This is a genomic window from Rubrivivax rivuli (assembly GCF_004016505.1).
Lineage (GTDB): Bacteria > Pseudomonadota > Gammaproteobacteria > Burkholderiales > Burkholderiaceae_C > Rubrivivax > Rubrivivax rivuli.
Window position 1 is genome coordinate 723,322 of record NZ_SACR01000004.1, and the last position, 15,485, is coordinate 738,806.

17 protein-coding genes and 1 tRNA gene are annotated in these 15,485 nt (G+C 70.3%); 13 read left to right on the top strand and 5 right to left on the bottom strand.

Features of this window, described 5'->3' with window-relative positions:
• Positions 1-47 precede the first annotated feature (47 nt).
• Entirely contained in the window at positions 48-869 is an 822-nt protein-coding gene (locus tag EOE66_RS15630) for a symmetrical bis(5'-nucleosyl)-tetraphosphatase (protein ID WP_128229628.1), read from the bottom strand.
• A gap of 63 nt (positions 870-932) precedes the next feature.
• Here EOE66_RS15630 and EOE66_RS15635 point away from each other — a divergent pair, with 63 nt between their 5' ends.
• Positions 933-2,234 (top strand): hemolysin family protein, encoded by a 1,302-nt coding sequence (locus EOE66_RS15635; RefSeq protein ID WP_128229629.1) that lies wholly within the window; start codon positions 933-935, stop codon positions 2,232-2,234.
• A complete protein-coding gene (locus EOE66_RS15640; RefSeq protein ID WP_128229630.1) occupies positions 2,231-2,986 on the top strand; it encodes a SapC family protein in 756 nt (251 codons plus the stop codon). Before EOE66_RS15635 ends, EOE66_RS15640 begins: the two co-directional genes overlap by 4 nt.
• 73 nt (positions 2,987-3,059) lie before the next feature.
• On the opposite strand, the gene EOE66_RS15645 is transcribed toward EOE66_RS15640, so the two are convergent.
• Entirely contained in the window at positions 3,060-3,431 is a 372-nt protein-coding gene (locus EOE66_RS15645) for a 2TM domain-containing protein (protein WP_128229631.1), read from the bottom strand.
• Between the two features lie 192 nt (positions 3,432-3,623).
• Between EOE66_RS15645 and EOE66_RS15650 the strand changes: the two genes are divergently transcribed.
• Positions 3,624-5,009 carry a leucyl aminopeptidase family protein gene (locus EOE66_RS15650; RefSeq protein ID WP_128229632.1) on the top strand — a complete coding sequence of 462 codons (1,386 nt, stop codon included), beginning with the start codon at positions 3,624-3,626 and terminating at the stop codon, positions 5,007-5,009.
• A 200-nt stretch (positions 5,010-5,209) separates the two neighbouring features.
• On the opposite strand, the gene EOE66_RS15655 is transcribed toward EOE66_RS15650, so the two are convergent.
• Entirely contained in the window at positions 5,210-6,154 is a 945-nt protein-coding gene (locus EOE66_RS15655) for a tRNA dihydrouridine synthase (protein ID WP_128229752.1), read from the bottom strand.
• 197 nt (positions 6,155-6,351) lie between these two features.
• Here EOE66_RS15655 and EOE66_RS15660 point away from each other — a divergent pair, with 197 nt between their 5' ends.
• From EOE66_RS15660 to EOE66_RS15700, 9 genes are read left to right on the top strand one after another with little or no spacing between them, the layout of a single operon-like run.
• Entirely contained in the window at positions 6,352-7,137 is a 786-nt protein-coding gene (locus EOE66_RS15660; protein ID WP_128229633.1) for an enoyl-CoA hydratase-related protein, read from the top strand.
• Between the two features lie 8 nt (positions 7,138-7,145).
• Positions 7,146-7,625 (top strand): hydroxyphenylacetyl-CoA thioesterase PaaI, encoded by a 480-nt coding sequence (gene paaI, locus EOE66_RS15665; protein WP_128229634.1) that lies wholly within the window; start codon positions 7,146-7,148, stop codon positions 7,623-7,625.
• Positions 7,626-7,655: 30 nt separating this feature from the next.
• Positions 7,656-8,963, top strand: coding sequence for a phenylacetate--CoA ligase PaaK (paaK, locus tag EOE66_RS15670; protein ID WP_128229635.1), 1,308 nt, complete (start codon positions 7,656-7,658; stop codon positions 8,961-8,963).
• Between the two features lie 18 nt (positions 8,964-8,981).
• Complete coding sequence (paaA, locus tag EOE66_RS15675; protein ID WP_128229636.1) at positions 8,982-9,995, top strand: 1,2-phenylacetyl-CoA epoxidase subunit PaaA; 1,014 nt, start codon at positions 8,982-8,984, stop codon at positions 9,993-9,995.
• The gene (gene paaB / locus EOE66_RS15680) at positions 9,992-10,300 is read left to right on the top strand and encodes a 1,2-phenylacetyl-CoA epoxidase subunit PaaB (protein ID WP_128229637.1); all 309 of its coding nucleotides are present in this window, start codon (positions 9,992-9,994) and stop codon (positions 10,298-10,300) included. The genes paaA and paaB overlap by 4 nt, the downstream gene beginning before the upstream one ends.
• Positions 10,300-11,112, top strand: coding sequence for a 1,2-phenylacetyl-CoA epoxidase subunit PaaC (paaC, locus tag EOE66_RS15685; protein WP_128229638.1), 813 nt, complete (start codon positions 10,300-10,302; stop codon positions 11,110-11,112). The genes paaB and paaC overlap by 1 nt, the downstream gene beginning before the upstream one ends.
• A complete protein-coding gene (gene paaD, locus EOE66_RS15690; protein ID WP_245479057.1) occupies positions 11,109-11,645 on the top strand; it encodes a 1,2-phenylacetyl-CoA epoxidase subunit PaaD in 537 nt (178 codons plus the stop codon). Before paaC ends, paaD begins: the two co-directional genes overlap by 4 nt.
• A gap of 10 nt (positions 11,646-11,655) precedes the next feature.
• Complete coding sequence (locus EOE66_RS15695) at positions 11,656-12,717, top strand: 2Fe-2S iron-sulfur cluster-binding protein (protein ID WP_128229640.1); 1,062 nt, start codon at positions 11,656-11,658, stop codon at positions 12,715-12,717.
• A complete protein-coding gene (locus EOE66_RS15700) occupies positions 12,717-13,322 on the top strand; it encodes a TetR/AcrR family transcriptional regulator (RefSeq protein ID WP_128229641.1) in 606 nt (201 codons plus the stop codon). The genes EOE66_RS15695 and EOE66_RS15700 overlap by 1 nt, the downstream gene beginning before the upstream one ends.
• Positions 13,323-13,333: 11 nt before the next feature.
• Here EOE66_RS15700 and EOE66_RS15705 read toward each other — a convergent pair whose 3' ends face one another.
• Entirely contained in the window at positions 13,334-14,464 is a 1,131-nt protein-coding gene (locus EOE66_RS15705; RefSeq protein ID WP_128229642.1) for a hypothetical protein, read from the bottom strand.
• 109 nt (positions 14,465-14,573) lie between these two features.
• Positions 14,574-14,831 (bottom strand): VanZ family protein, encoded by a 258-nt coding sequence (locus EOE66_RS21835; RefSeq protein ID WP_164885123.1) that lies wholly within the window; start codon positions 14,829-14,831, stop codon positions 14,574-14,576.
• 222 nt (positions 14,832-15,053) lie between these two features.
• Between EOE66_RS21835 and EOE66_RS15715 the strand changes: the two genes are divergently transcribed.
• Positions 15,054-15,129, top strand: a tRNA-Thr gene (locus EOE66_RS15715).
• The last annotated feature ends 356 nt before the right edge of the window (positions 15,130-15,485 follow it).

Consider the following 15,485-nt stretch of genomic DNA (forward strand, 5'->3'; position numbering starts at 1 on the left):
CATTCTAGGTCCACGTCTGAGGCGGCCGCGGGCCGCCAGCCCGCCCCTCAGCCGGGTCGCTGCGCCGCTTCGCAATCAACCTGCACCACTTCGCGCCGCCCACCATCCACTCGCACCGCGGTGAGGGCACCCCTCCAGACGCAGCCGGTGTCGAGGGCGAGCACGTCCGGCCGGTTGACCAGGCCCAGCGTGCTCCAGTGGCCGAAGGCGATGGGCTCGCCGGCGCTGCGGCGGCCGGGCACCTCGAACCACGGCTGCATGCCCGGCGGCGCGCCGCCGGCGCCCTCCTTGGTTTTGAAGTCGAGCGTGCCGTCGGCCGCACAGAAGCGGATGCGCGTGAGCGTGTTGACGATGAACCGAAGGCGCTCCGCGCCTTGCAGCGAGTCGGCCCAGCGCCGCGGCTCATTGCCATACATCACCCGCAAGAAACCAGGGAGATCCGGCCCGCGCAGCACGGCCTGCACCTCAGCGGCCAGGGCCAGGGTCTGGGTGCCCGTCCACTGCGGCACCAGGCCGGCATGAACACACAGCCAGCCTGCCTCGGTGTGCGCCAGCGGCTGCTGGCGCAGCCATTGCAGCCAGTGCGCGCTCTCGGGTGCACCCAACACGTCCTGGAAAGTGTCGCCCTTGTGCAGGCTGCGCACGCCCTGGGCCACGGCCAGCAGATGCAGGTCATGGTTGCCCAGCAGGCACGTGGCGGCATCGCCAAAGCCGCTCAGCATCTTCAGCACGCCCAGTGAATCTGGCCCGCGATTGACCAGGTCGCCGAGCATCACGAGGCGCCCGCGCGAAGGCGAAAAGCCGATCTCTGCCAGCAAGCGCTGCAAAGCCTGCGCGCAGCCTTGCACGTCGCCGATGAGATGGAGCATGGGGCGATTCTGCTACGCTCCGCCCCGTTTCAACGGCCACCGCAAGCGCACGCTGCGGCGCGCATGGACCTCACCCTCCTTGTTTTCCTGATCCTCCTCAACGGCGTTTTCGCCATGTCGGAAATGGCCCTCACGGCATCGCGCAAGGCGCGATTGCAGGTGATGGTGGAAGGGCAGGAACCCGGTGCGCAGGCCGCGATGGACCTGCACGAGAACCCCACCAAGTTCCTCTCCACCGTGCAGATCGGCATCACCTCGATCGGTGTGCTGAACGGCATCGTCGGTGAAAACGCCTTTGCCGCACCGCTGGCTGCCTGGCTGATCGACGATTTCGGCGTGGCTGCGACGACCGCCAGCTACGGTGCAACGGGCCTGGTGGTGGTGATCATCACCATCCTGACGATCATCTTCGGCGAACTCGTGCCCAAGCGCCTGGGGCAGATGTTTCCCGAAACCATCGCCCGCCTGGTGGCGCGGCCGATGAACTGGCTGAGCACCGCCACGCGCCCGCTGGTGGCGCTGCTGAGCGTGTGCACGAATGCCGTGCTGCGCGTGATGGGCATCAGCGGCGGGCCCACGCGCAGCGTGACGGAAGAAGAGATCGCCGCCAGCCTGGAAGAGGGCGTCGAATCGGGCGTGATCGAGGCGCAGGAGCACCAGATGGTGCGCAACGTCTTCCGCCTCGACGAGCGGCAGATCGGCTCGATGATGATCCCGCGCGCCGAGATCGTGTGGCTGGATGCGGCCGACAGCGTCGAGTCGCTGCTGACCACCATCACCGCCAGCGGCCACACGCGTTTTCCGGTCTGCCGCGGCTCGCTGGACGACGTGCTGGGCGTGCTGAATGCCGCCAAGCTGCTGCAGCCGCTGGCCAGCGGGCAGACGCTGGACATCCACGCCCACATGGCGCCGCCGGTCTTCGTGCCCGAAACGCTCTCGGGCATGGAACTGCTGGAGCACTTCCGCGTCTCGCGCACCGACCTCGTGTTCGTGGTCGACGAGTACGGCGCGGTGCAGGGCGTCATCACCGAGCGCGACCTGCTCGAGGCCATCACCGGCGAGTTTGGCGCGCCCAGCGACGATGACGCCTGGGCCGTGCAGCGTGCCGACGGCACCTGGCTGCTGGACGGCCTGATTCCCGTGCCCGAGTTCAAGGACCGCCTCGAACTCAAGGAACTCCCTGAGGAAGACCGGGGCCGCTACAACACGCTGGCTGGCATGATCATGCTCTTGCTGGGCCGCCTGCCCCGCACCGCCGACACGGTGGAGTGGGAAGGCTGGCGCTTCGAGGTCGTCGACCTCGACGGCAAGCGTGTCGACAAGGTGCTGGTGAGCCGCACAGAAACCCCCGGAGAAGAAACTTGATCAATCAGAACCTGCACCGCCAGCCCACCGCGCTGGACAGTGTGACCCACCGCAAGCTCAAGCTGCAGATGCCCGTGACCGATTGGCGCGTGGCCGACCAGCTCAATGCGATGTTCGTGGCCGCCGCCGAGTTCGGCGACGTCTGCCGCGAGTTCCCCATCGTCTTCGTGAAGGCCGGCAAGGAGCCCGATGGCACCGACGCCATCGCCCCGATCGCCGTCTTCGGCCTGGTGCAGAACCAGAACCTGTACGTCACGGGCGAGCGCTGGCGCGCGCAGTACATCCCCGCGGTGCTGCGCGCCTACCCCTTCTGCATCGCGCGCATCGACGACGACCGTTTCGCGATCTGTGTCGACACCGCCTGGAAGGGCGCCAGCGAGACCGAAGGCCAGCCGCTGTTCACCGAAGCCGGTGAACAAGGCGACCTGCTCAAGGAAATGACGCCCTACCTCGAGACGCTGGAAGCCGAGATCCAGCGCACGCGCCTGGTCGGCAAGAAGCTGCTGGAGCTGGACGTGCTGCGCGAGATGCGCTTCGACGCCACCCTGCCCGACGGGCGCCAGCACACCGTGGACGGCTTCCTCACCGTCGACGAGAAAAAGATGACCGAGCTGCCCGACAACGTGGTGGGCGAGTTGCACCGCACCGGCGTGCTGGGCCTGGTGCATTTGCACTGGGTGTCGATGGGCAACATGCGCCGCCTGGTCGACTGGCACGTCGAGCGCTCGGCCGCCGAGACGCCTGCAGCCTGAGGCTTGTTCTCGCGCCATGCAAAAGGCCGCCCTCGGGCGGCCTTTTTGCTGGGCGCTGGGCTGCGCAGCCGTGTCAAGCCCCCGCAGCCGGCGGCACGGGCGGCGCCGGCGCACGCAGCGCCTGGATCACCTGTGCGGCCTGCGGCTGGGTGCTGGCGACCCAGTCGTCGAAACGCTGGCGCGCGGCGGCGCCGTAGCGCTGGTAGATCTTCCAGCCGACGAAGGCCACCAGGGCCAGCAGCAGCAGCGTCTTGGCCGCACGCGCCCAGGCCACCAGCACGGCGATGCCCATGCCGAAGGCGACCCACTTGAACCACCAGTGGCCGCTGTAGGTGAAGTAGTTGATGAAGCCGGTGAGCCCGATGACGAAGAGCGCGCGGAAGGGCATCACGATGGCGTCGGTGACATCCTTGACCGGGCGGGTGATCAGCTTGAAGGGGTTCATGGCGGGCTCCTGGGGGCCGCGGGGGCCGCGGTGTGTTGCGATGGATGAATCTTCGGGCGCCGTGGCCCGCGGCTCCACCGCGCTGCGACGAAATGCACCCGCGCGGCGTGAATCGACACCGGCCCGGGCCCGGTGGCCGCAGCGCTTTCGCGGTGGCAGGACAATGCGCCCCATCGCCACTTGGTCAAAACCATGACTGTCCATCTCGCCAAGCCGCAGCGCGGCAGTGTGCCCATCCACGCCGTCGACCGCGCGCAGTTCGCGGCCCTCACCCAGACCCTGGACCCCGCCGCGCGCCGCTGGCTGCAGGCCACCGGCTTCACCGGCGCGCCCGACACCCACGCCCTGCTGCCCGCCGCCGATGGCAGCCTGCAGGCCGTGTGGGCCGGCGTGCGCAGCGCCAACCACCCCTGGGCGTTGGCCAGCCTGCCGAAGGCGCTGCCCCCCGGCCACTACCACCTGGGTGAACTCGGCCTCGCGCTGGACTTGGGGGCCGCCGCCTTCTCGTGGGAGCTGGGTGGCTATACCTTCGACACCTACAAACCCGTGCGGCGCGAGCCCGCGCAGCTGAGCCTGCCCTCCACGCCCGCCACACAGCGCGCGCTCATCCTGGCCGGCGCCTCGGCCACCACGCGCGACCTCGTCAACACGCCGGCCGAGCACATGGGCCCGGCCCACCTGGCCGAGGCCGTGCGCCTGGTGGCCAAGCAGCACGGCGCCAAGTTCAAGCAGGTGGTGGGCGACAAGCTGCTGGCCGGCAACTTCCCCGCCATCCATGCCGTGGGCCGGGCGGCGGCCGAAGACCGCGCGCCGCGCCTCATCGAGCTGAACTGGGGCAGCGACAAGCACCCGCGCCTGTGCATCGTCGGCAAGGGCGTGTGCTTCGACAGTGGCGGCCTGGACATCAAGCCTGCCGACGCCATGCGCCTGATGAAGAAGGACATGGGCGGCGCCGCCAACGCCCTCGGCCTGGCGCAGATGGTGATGGCGCTGAAGCTGCCGGTGCGCCTGCAGCTGCTGATTCCGGCGGTGGAAAACGCCATCAGCGGTAACGCCTTCCGCCCCGGCGACGTGTTCAAGACCCGCGCCGGCCTGCACATCGAGATCGGCAACACCGACGCCGAGGGCCGCGTGATCCTGTGCGACGCGCTGGCCTACGGCGCCGAGAGCCAGCCCGCGCTGATGATCGACATGGCCACGCTCACGGGCGCGGCCCGCGTGGCGCTGGGGCCGCAGCTGCCGGCGCTGTTCACGCGCCGCATGGAGCTGGCGCGGGAGTTGGTGGACCTGGGCCTGCAACTGCACGACCCGCTGTGGCACATGCCGCTCTGGCACGACTACCACGGCGGCATCGAGAGCGACATCGCCGACATTGTCAACACCGGCAAGGGCCCGATGGCCGGCGCCGTGACGGCCGCGCTCTTCCTCGACGACTTCGTGCCGGCCAGCGTGGAGTGGCTGCACATCGACCTGTTTGCGTGGAACAGCGAGAGTCGCCCCGGCCGCCCGGCCGGCGGCGAGGCGCAGACGCTGCGCACGCTGCTGGCGCACCTGGAAGGGCGTTTCGGCGTGGTGTGACGGATTGCCGGCCCGGCGCGCCCGGGCCCCGTGAACTGGGGGGCAAAGGCCGTTCTCATCGTCACGACAACGTCACGGAGCCATGCGATAGTTCACTCACTGCAGGCGGCAACCGACCACACCACTGGGTGGAGTTCCGGAACCCGTGACCGGCGCCTGAAGTACCCACACCGAAGCCCCTGCGCGCCAGCGCAGGGGCTTCATTCTTTCTGGCTTGCGGCTTCGGCAGGCAGCGTGGCTTCCAGGGCCGCCAGGCGCTCGTCGATGCGCGCCGCGTCGTTGAGTTCGCGCACCGCCTCGTAGGCCTGCTGCGCGCCGGGGTGGCTCTTGCGCAGCATGTTCAGCCACTGCTTCAAGCGCCCGCCGCGGTGGCGCGGTGCGACGCGCGGCGTGATCAACCGGCCATACAGGCGCAGCAGCCCCAGCAGCACCGGCCAGGGCGGGCCGGCACGGCCGCGCAGGGCCAGCGCCAGGCCCGGGTCGCCCACCAGGCCGCGGCCCAGCATCAGCGCGTCGCAGCCGCTCTCCTGCAGGCAGCGCTCGGCATCGGCCACGCTCCACACCTCGCCGTTGGCGATGACGGGCAGTGCCACCGCGGCGCGGATTTGCGCAATGCGGTCCCAATAGGCCGGCGGCTTGTAGCCCTGCAGCTTGGTGCGGCCGTGCACCACCAACTCGGCCGCGCCAGCGGCTTCGATGCCGCGAGCGTTGTCGAGCATGCGTGCTTCGTCCAGGTGGCCGAGGCGCATCTTGGCCGACACCGGCACGGCCGCCGGCACCGCCCGCCGCACCGCGGCCACGATGCGGTGCACCAGCTCGGGCTCGTCCAGCAGCACGGCGCCGCCGCGGTGGCGGTTCACGGTCTTGGCGGGGCAGCCGAAGTTCAGGTCCACGCCCTCGGCACCCAGCTCCGCCAGGCGCGCGGCGTTGTCGGCCAGGCAGGCCGGGTCGCTGCCCAGCAGCTGCGCCCGCACCGGTGTGCCGGCGGGCGTGCGGCTGCCGTGGCGCAGCTCGGGCATCAGGCGGAAGAACACGCGCGGTGGCAGCAGCTGGTCGGTGACGCGGATGAACTCCGAGACGCAGCGGTCGATGCCGCCCACGCGGGTGAGCACGTCGCGCAGGTCGTGGTCGAGCACGCCTTCCATCGGTGCCAGCAGCACGAGGCGCGGCGGGCTGGGCAGGCCGGCGGGAGCGGCTTCGGTGGGGTGGGGCAGGGGCGAGAGCATCGAGGGCGGGATTCTCCCAGGCCCGCCCGCCGGCGCCGGCCCGCAGAATTCATCGACCAACCGGTCGAAGAATGGCAGTAGCGGGCTTGCGGGCCCGCTGCCCAAGGAGCCCCCGCATGTCCGAAGCCCTGGTTCTGCAGGCCACCCACGGCCCCGTGCGCCTGCTGACGCTGAACCGCCCGGCCGCGCTGAACAGCTTCACGGCCGAGATGCACGGCCAACTGCTGGCCGCACTGAACACCGCGGCCGACGACAGTGCCGTTCGCGCCGTCGTCATCACCGGCGCCGGCCGCGGCTTCTGCGCCGGGCAAGACCTCAACGACCCGGCCATGGTGGGCGGCGAGGTCGATGTCGGCGCCGTCATCGAGCGCCACTACCGCCCGTTGGCCCGGCGTGTGCGCAGCCTGCCGGTGCCGGTGGTGGCGGCCGTCAACGGCGTGGCCGCCGGCGCCGGGGCGAACTTCGCGCTGTGCTGCGACCTGGTGGTGGCCGCGCGCAGCGCCAGCTTCATCCAGGCCTTCAGCAAGATCGGCCTGGTGCCCGATTGCGGCGGCACCTGGCTGCTGCCGCGCCTGGTGGGCCGGGCGCGTGCGCTGGGCCTGGCGATGCTGGGCGACAAGCTGCCGGCCGACGAGGCCGTGGCGATGGGCCTGATCTGGCAGGCCGTGGACGACGCCGCGCTGGTGGACAGCGCGCTGGCGCTGGCCCATCGGCTCGCCGCGCTGCCGGTGCAGGCCCTGGTCGCCACGCGACGCGCGCTGGACGAAGCCGCGCCCATGGACTTCGGCGATGCGCTGGCGCTGGAAGCCACGCTGCAGCGCGAGCTGGGCCACGCGCACGATTTCGCCGAAGGCGTGGCCGCCTTCAAGGCCAAGCGCGCGCCGACCTTCACCGACCGCTGAAGCGCCCCATGGCCGAGACCCCCACCCCCCAGCAAGTGGCCGAAGCCTCGCGCGACGCGATGTGGCACGACGACCGCGCTTCGCGCCATCTCGGCATCGAGGTGCGGGCCGTCGGGCCGGGCAGCGCCACGCTCACCATGCGCGTGCACGAGGCCCTGCTCAACGGCCACCACATCTGCCATGGCGGCTTCATCAGCACGCTGGCCGACAGCGCCTTCGCCTTCGCCTGCAACGCCTACAACGAGGTGACGGTGGCCGCCGGCTTCGACGTCAACCTGCTGGCCGCCGCCCGCCTGGGTGATTTGCTCACGGCGCAGGCGCGCGAGCTCAGCAAGTCTGGCCGCACGGGGGTGTACGACGTGACCGTGCACAACCAGCGCGGCGAGGCGGTGGCGGTGTTCCGCGGCCGTTCGTACACGATGAAAGGGCGGGCGCTGGTGGAAGGCCTGCCCGTCGGCCCGCAGGCGGCGCCGGCCGCCAGCACCTGAACGCAGCACCGCCGCAGGAGACCTGAAACCATGCCCGTCTTCCAACCGGCCGCGCACGAGCTGGAGCCCATCGAACGCGCCAGCCGCGATGAGCTGCAGGCCCTGCAACTGCAGCGCTTGCAAGACACGCTGCGCCGCGTCTACGAGAACGTGCCGCACTACCGGCAAGCCTTCGACGCCGCCGGCGTGCACCCCGAAGACTGCCGCAGCCTGGCCGACCTGGCGAAGTTCCCCTTCACCGCCAAGTCCGACCTGCGGCGCCACTACCCCTTCGGTCTGTTCGCGGTGCCGCGCCAACAGGTGGTGCGCCTGCACGCCAGCAGCGGCACCACCGGCAAGCCCATGGTGGTGGGCTACACCCAGGCCGACATCGACACCTGGGCGCACCTGATGGCGCGCAGCATCCGTGCCGCGGGCGGGCGCCAGGGCGACATCGTGCAGGTGGCCTACGGCTACGGCCTTTTCACCGGCGGGCTGGGCGCGCACTACGGCGCCGAGGCCCTGGGCTGCACCGTGGTGCCGCTGGGCGGCGGGCAGACCGAGAAGCAGGTGCAGCTGATCGAAGACCTGCGGCCCGACCTCATCATGGTCACGCCCAGCTACATGCAGGTGATCGTCGAGGAGTTCCGCCGCCAGGGCAAAGACTCGCGCGCGATGAGCGTGGCCGTAGGCATCTTCGGCGCCGAGCCTTGGACGGAAGCCATGCGCGCCGACATCGAGGCCAGCGCCGACTTGAAGGCCGTGGACATCTACGGCCTGAGCGAGGTGATGGGCCCGGGCGTGGCCTGCGAATGCGTGGAAACGCAGGACGGCCCGGTGGTGTGGGAAGACCACTTCTATCCCGAGATCATCGACCCCGAAACCGGCGCCGTGCTGCCCGACGGGGAAGAAGGCGAACTCGTCTTCACCACCCTGACGAAAGAAGCGCTGCCGCTGGTGCGCTACCGCACGCGCGACCTCACGCGGCTGCTGCCGCCCACGGCGCGCGGCATGCGGCGCATGGGCAAGATCGTCGGCCGCAGCGACGACATGCTCATCATCCGCGGCGTGAACCTCTTCCCCACGCAGGTGGAAGAGATCGTGCTGCGCCACGGCCAGCTCTCGGGCCAGTACCAGCTGGTGGTCACGCGCAGCGGGCTGCTGGACGAACTGCGTGTGCGCTGCGAACTCACGCCGGCCCACATGCACGCTGACCGCGAAGTGCTGGCGCGCGAACTGCAGCACCAGATCAAGGCGCTGATCGGCGTGACGGCCACGGTCGACGTGGGCCTGCCCGACAGCATCGAACGCACCTTGGTGGGTAAGGCCCGCCGCGTGATTGATCAGCGCCCGCGCTGAGCCCCCAGGAGACCCGGCATGTACACACAAGCCATGGACACCGCCCCGCCCGAGGCCCGCGCCGCCGTGCGCAGCGCCGACGAGGCTGCGCTGGAAACGCGCTTCGAGGCCCACGTGGGCGAAGGCGGTTTCATCGAAGCGAAAGACTGGATGCCCGCGCACTACCGCAAGACGCTGCTGCGGCAGATCAGCCAGCACGCGCATTCCGAGATCGTGGGCATGCTGCCCGAGGCGAATTGGGTGACACGTGCGCCCACGCTCAAGCGCAAGACCATCCTGCTGGCGAAGATCCAGGACGAGGCCGGCCACGGCCTCTACCTCTACGCCGCCGCCGAGACCCTGGGCCAGAGCCGCGACCAGATGCTGCAGGCCCTGCACAGCGGCCAGGCCAAGTACAGCAGCATCTTCAACTACCCCACGCTGAGCTGGGCCGACGTGGGCGTGATCGGTTGGCTGGTGGACGGCGCGGCCATCATGAACCAGGTGCCGCTCACGCGCTGCAGCTACGCGCCCTATGCCCGTGCGATGGTGCGCATCTGCCGCGAAGAGAGCTTCCACCAGCGCCAGGGCTTCGACAGCTTGCGCGTGATGATGGAAGAGGGCACCGAGGCCCAACGCGCGATGGTGCAGGACGCCGTGAACCGCTGGTGGTGGCCCAGCCTGATGATGTTCGGCCCGCCCGATGGCGAGAGCACGCACAGCGCGCAGAGCGCGCGCTGGGGCATCAAGCGCCTCTCGAACGACGAGCTGCGGCAGAAGTTCGTCGACGCCTGCGTGGAGCAGGCCGCGGTGCTGGGCGTGACACTGCCCGACCCGCAACTGAAGTGGAACGCCGAGCGCGGCCACCATGACTTCGGGCCCATCGACTGGGCCGAGTTCTGGCGCGTGGTGGGTGGCCACGGCCCCTGCAACCGCGAACGCCTGGCCGCGCGCGTGAACGCCTGGGAAGAGGGCGTCTGGGTGCGCGAGGCGGCGCTGGCGCATGCGCGCAAGCAGGCCGAGCGCGCGGCGGCGCAGGAGCAGGCGGCATGAGCGCCCCTGCTGCCGAGAGCCCGCGCGATGAGTGGCCGCTGTTCGAGGTGTTCGTGCGCCCGAAGTCGGGCCTGGACCACAAACACTGCGGCAGCCTGCACGCCGCCGACGCGAAGATGGCGGTGCAACTGGCCCGCGAGGTCTACACGCGCCGGCAGGAGGGCTGCAGCGTCTGGGTGGTGAAGAGCAGCGACATCACCGCCAGCGACCCCGGCGACCGCGCGATGTACTTCGATCCGATGGAAGACAAGGTCTACCGTCACCCCAGCTTCTACGAGCTGCCAGAAGGCGTGCGGCACCTGTGATGGACGCAGCCACCGCCACCGCCGTGCAACTGCGCCTGACGCCCGAACTGCAGTACGTGCTGCGCTTGGCCGACACGGGCCTCGTGCACGCCCAGCGCCTGTCGGAATGGTGCGGCCACGCGCCGGTGCTGGAGGAGGACATTGCGCTCACGAACATGGCGCTGGACCTCTTGGGCCAGGCGCGCGCGCTGCTGACGCACGCTGCCGCGCTGGAAGGGCAGGGCCTGGACGAAGACCGCCTCGCCTACTGGCGCGAGCACGACCAGTTCTTCAACCTCACCCTCGTGGAGCAGCCGCTGCGCAAGCCCGGCGCGCACGCGCCCGGTGGCGACTTCGCCGACACCGTGCTGCGCAACTTCGTGCTGGCCAGCTGGCTGAAAGCCGCCTGCGCGGCGCTGCAGACCAGCCGCGACGAAACGCTGGCCGGCATCGCCGCGAAGAGCCTGAAAGAAGCGCGCTACCACCAGCAGCACAACGCCGACTGGGTGCAGCGCCTGGGCGATGGCACCGAGGAATCGGCACGCCGCATGGCCGCCGCCGTGCAGCGCCTGTGGCCCTACACGGCCGAGATGTTCGAGCACGACGCGGTGGACGAAGCCGCGCGTACCAGCGGCTTGGGCCCGGCGCGCCAGGACCTGCGTGCGGCCTGGCAGGCCGAGGTGGCCGAAGTCTTCGCGGCCGCAGGCCTCACGCTGCCGCCCGACACGCCCTTCCGCAGCACCGGCACGCAAGGCCGCCACAGCGAACACCTGGGCTACCTGCTGGCCGAGATGCAGGTGCTGCAGCGCCAGCACCCCGGGGGCCGTTGGTGAGTGCAGCTGAGAGCGTGCAAGGCGACAGCCTGCACCCGCGCGAGCTCGCGGCCTGGGCGGTGCTGCGCACCGTGCCTGACCCCGAGATCCCGGTGCTCGGCCTTTGCGATCTGGGCATCGTGCGCGAAGTGCAGCCGCTGGAGCCCACGCTGCGCGTGGTGCTCACGCCCACCTACAGCGGCTGCCCGGCCACGGAAGTGATCGCGCAGAGCGTGGTGCAGGCGCTGGACGCCGCGGGCTTGGGCCCGACCGAGGTGGTGCACCGCCACGCCCCGGCTTGGACGACTGATTGGATCAGCGTGGAAGGCCGGCGCAAGCTGCGTGAGTACGGCATCGCGCCGCCCGGCGCCTGCGCGTCGGCAGAGGTGGCACCGGGCGCCGCCGTGCTGCGCCTGCGCCCGCGCAACGTCGAATGCCCGCGCTGCGGCAGCTTCGAGACCGAGCGCCTCTCGGCCTTCGGCAGCACGGCGTGCAAGGCGCTGCACCGCTGCCTGGCCTGCCGTGAACCCTTTGAACACTTCAAGCCGATCTGAGGCCGCCGCCATGAGCGCCAGCACCACCTTCCACCGGCTGCGCGTGGCCGACGTGCGGCCCGAGGCCGAAGACGCGCTGGTGCTGGGCTTCGAAGTGCCTGCCGCGCTGGCCGAGACCTTCGCCTTCGCGCCGGGCCAGCACCTCACCCTGCGCGCCACCGTCAATGGCGAGGAACTGCGCCGCTCGTACTCGGTCTGCGCCGCCCCGGGCGAGCCGCTGCGCGTGGGCGTGCGGCGCGTGCCGGGCGGTGCCTTCAGCACCTGGCTGCACGAGCAAGCGCACGTGGGGCTGGAGGTCGATGTGATGCCGCCGCAAGGGCGTTTCGGTGCGGCTCTTTCGGCGCGGCCCCGGAACGTGCTGGCAGTGGCTGGCGGCAGCGGCATCACCCCGCTGCTTTCCATCGTGAAGGCGGCGCTGGACGGCGACGCGCACACGCGCTGCACGCTGGTCTACGCCAACCGCCACTGGGCCAGCACGATGTTCCGCGAAGAGCTGGCCGACCTGAAGAACCGCCATCTCGCGCGTCTGGCGGTGCACACCGTGTTCTCGCGCGAGGCCGTTGACCAGCCACTGCAGGCCGGCCGGCTGGATGCCGGGAAGCTGCAGATCCTGCTGCGCCTGTGCGGCCCGGTGGATGCGGCTTTCGTCTGCGGGCCCCACGCGATGAACGACGAAGTCGAGGCCGTGCTGCTGCAGGCTGGACTGCCGGGGGCGCAGATCCACATCGAGCGTTTCGGCGCGCCCATCGCCACAACGGCCGAGGCTGTGCCTGGCGCTGCGGTGGGTGAGGTGGTGCCGGTGCGTGTGCTGCGCGACGGCGTGGCGCGCGACATCCGCTATCTGCCGGCCGATGGCAACCTGCTGGCCGCTGCTGCGCGCGCGGGCCTGGACTTGCCGTTCTCGTGCCGCAGCGGCGTGTGCGCCACCTGCCGCGCGCGCGTGGTGGCCGGGCCTGTGGAGATGCTGCGCAACTTCGCGCTGGAGCCCGACGACGTGGCGCGCGGCTTCGTGCTCGCCTGCCAGGCGCGACCGCTGGGCGAGCCTGTCGTGCTCTCGTTCGACGAACGCTGATGGCCCGCCCCCGGTCGGCCGGTTTCGACGGCCAGCGCGAGCAGATCCTCGCCGCCGCGGCGCGCCTTTTCGCCACGCGCGGCTACACCGCGGCGACGATGCACGAGGTGGCGGCCGCCTGCGGCGTCAGCAAGGCCACGCTGTACCACTACGTGCGCGACAAACACGGCCTGCTGCTGATGATCACTGCGGGCCATGTGGCGCGGCTGGAAGGCTTGATCGAAGCCGTGCGCGCCGAAGCGCTGGCTCCGCAGCCCCACCTGCAGGCGCTGATCGAAAGATTCATGCGCGCCTACGCCAGCGCCGAGCACGAACACCGCGTGCTCACCGAAGACGTGAAGTTTCTCGACGAAGAGGCCCGCGAAGCCGTGCTGGCCGCACAGCGCCGGGTCGTGGCCGCTTTCTCCGAGGCCGTGGCCGCCTGCCGCCCCGAACTGCAGGCCGCGGCCCTGCACACCCCCTTGGCGATGCTGCTCTTCGGCATGATCAACTGGACCTTCACTTGGCTGAAGCCAGGCGGTCGCTTGAGCCATGAGACGCTGGCACCGGTCGTGACGGCCCTCTTCTTCGGGGGCTTGGGCGCGGTGGCGGCGCGCCCTGCATGAGACGCAGAAGCTCAGGCCGAAGCCCCCAGGGTTGTGGCTGGCACCCGCGCGGGGCGAAACGCGGACCGGCGTGCAACTGGGGCCCGCGGGGCCTGCATCGGGTCGCCTCTTGATTCGATGCGCGCGTTGATGCCCCAGTTTTCGGTGGCCTGCGCCCAAGGATGACAGACCGCCCGCACGCCTGCCCCGCCGGCTTCCGCAGCGCGCTTCAGCAGCGCCTCGGTGCCCGCCTCGCCCAGGCTCAGGATGAAGTGCTGCCACCTGCGCTGCACACGTTCGTGCAGCCAGGCGTCTTCCAGCGCGTGGCGCAGCGCCAGGGGTTCGGTACCGGCCTCGATGACGCGCGGCGCCAGCGCGCCGATGAAGAGGTTGAAATCGGTCCGCAGGGTGTGCGCGGGCAGCAACTGCGCCAGCGCCCGCGTTCGGGCGCTCCAGCCGGGCGCGAGGAAGAGGCGTGTCAACCAGGCCTGCAGGCCCTGGCTGGCATTCAGCACGCGCACGCGGTTGGGCGGCAGCACTGCCATCGGCAGGCTGGCGGCCTCGTGGAAGGGCAGCGGGGTCGTACAGGCCTGCAGCGTGGCCAGACGCCACCACGCGCCGGCGTCCAGCCCCGCCACCGGTTCGCCGCCGCGCTCGGCAGCCCGGCCGCAGCGCAGCGTGTCCAGCACATCGAGGCCTGCACGCGCCTGCGCTGCGCGGTGGCTCATCACCACCAGATTGCCCGCGGCGTAGGCGGCGCGGGGGTTCAGGCGCGCGATGACGGCAGCGTCATCATGGCCGTGCGGTCCGCCCAGCGGGGTGCGGCGTACGGGGCAGCGCGGGGTGTCGAGTTGAGCCAGGTAGGCCGGATTGACCTGCTGCGCATCGAACGGCACGCCTTCCCGCCAAGCCTGGATCCGCAGCGCGAGCCAGGCTCGGGTGTGGCGGTTGCTGTTCAGCGTGCGGCGCCCGAACACGGCGCGCCCGGCCCGCCAGCCCTGGCCGATGGAAGTGGTGTCCAGCAGCAGTTCGGCGGGTGGGACGAGGCCGTGGTGCGCATGGTCCCATCCGAGGTCGAAGCCCGTGGCGTCGTCGATCGTGGTGGTGGTGGCGCCTGACACGGCTGCCTGGCTGGCGGGGAAGGCAAGGGTGGCTTGGATCATCTGCATCTCCAGGGCGGCCCGGGCCCCATGCCCAGGTGATGCAGGCAGTGTGGAAGCTCAGTGGCTCAAGGAGTGAGCCACTGAAAACGATCGATCTGGCCTCCCGCAATCAGGCCGCAAGGCGGCGGCGCAGCAGCCACACGGCGCCCAGACCCAGCAGCACGCCCACGCCGTCGGCCAGCACGTCGGCCACATCCCCGAAGCGGCCGGGCACGAAGGTCTGGCCCCACTCGATGCCAGCCCCGAAGGCCAGCATCGTGGTGGCGACGATGAGCCGGTTGCGCAGCCGGTCGGGCATCGACAGCGCACCCGCGCCCGCCAAAGCAGCGAAGGCGAGAAAGTGGTCGATCTTGTCGCTCGGTGTCATGGTGGGGGCGCTGTCTGCGGGCGTCAGTGCAGCGATCGCCACCACCGCACACAACAGGGCCCAGCACCAGCGCCATGCGCTGCGCGCCGGTGGATCGAACAGGGTTCGGAAGGCGGTGGACAACACAGACGCGCGTGGCATGCCGCGATTCTTGCAGGCCAGCGCCATGGAATGCGCTATAGTGTCGGGCTGTTCTGAGCCGCTGATGCTTTTCAGAACGACGCCCGAGTAGCTCAGTTGGTAGAGCAGCGCATTCGTAATGCGAAGGTCACCAGTTCGATTCCGGTCCCGGGCACCATGCACACAGGGGCTGCCGAAGTGATTCGGCAGCCCCTTTCTGCTTCAAGTGTTGCAACTTGCAGACACCCGCGACCTGAGCGTTGCGTTCTTGCACCGCGACTTCGAAGAGGCTCCGGCCCAGGTCCATCGGCCGTGCCGCAGAAAAACACCATTTAAAACAAGGGCTTGGCGCCCTGCGCCTTTGGCTTGGCGTTGAACACGGGCTTTTTGGCACCGAGGCCGGGGGGTAACCCGTGCAGAAGCCTCCTGGGACCTGCGCGCAGAATGAACCGGTGTGTGCTGAAAGCGCCCGCGAGTGCTGTGTTGTTTCACGCGTGTGACACACACATCGCTTTCAGGTGGCGGACAGCTCTC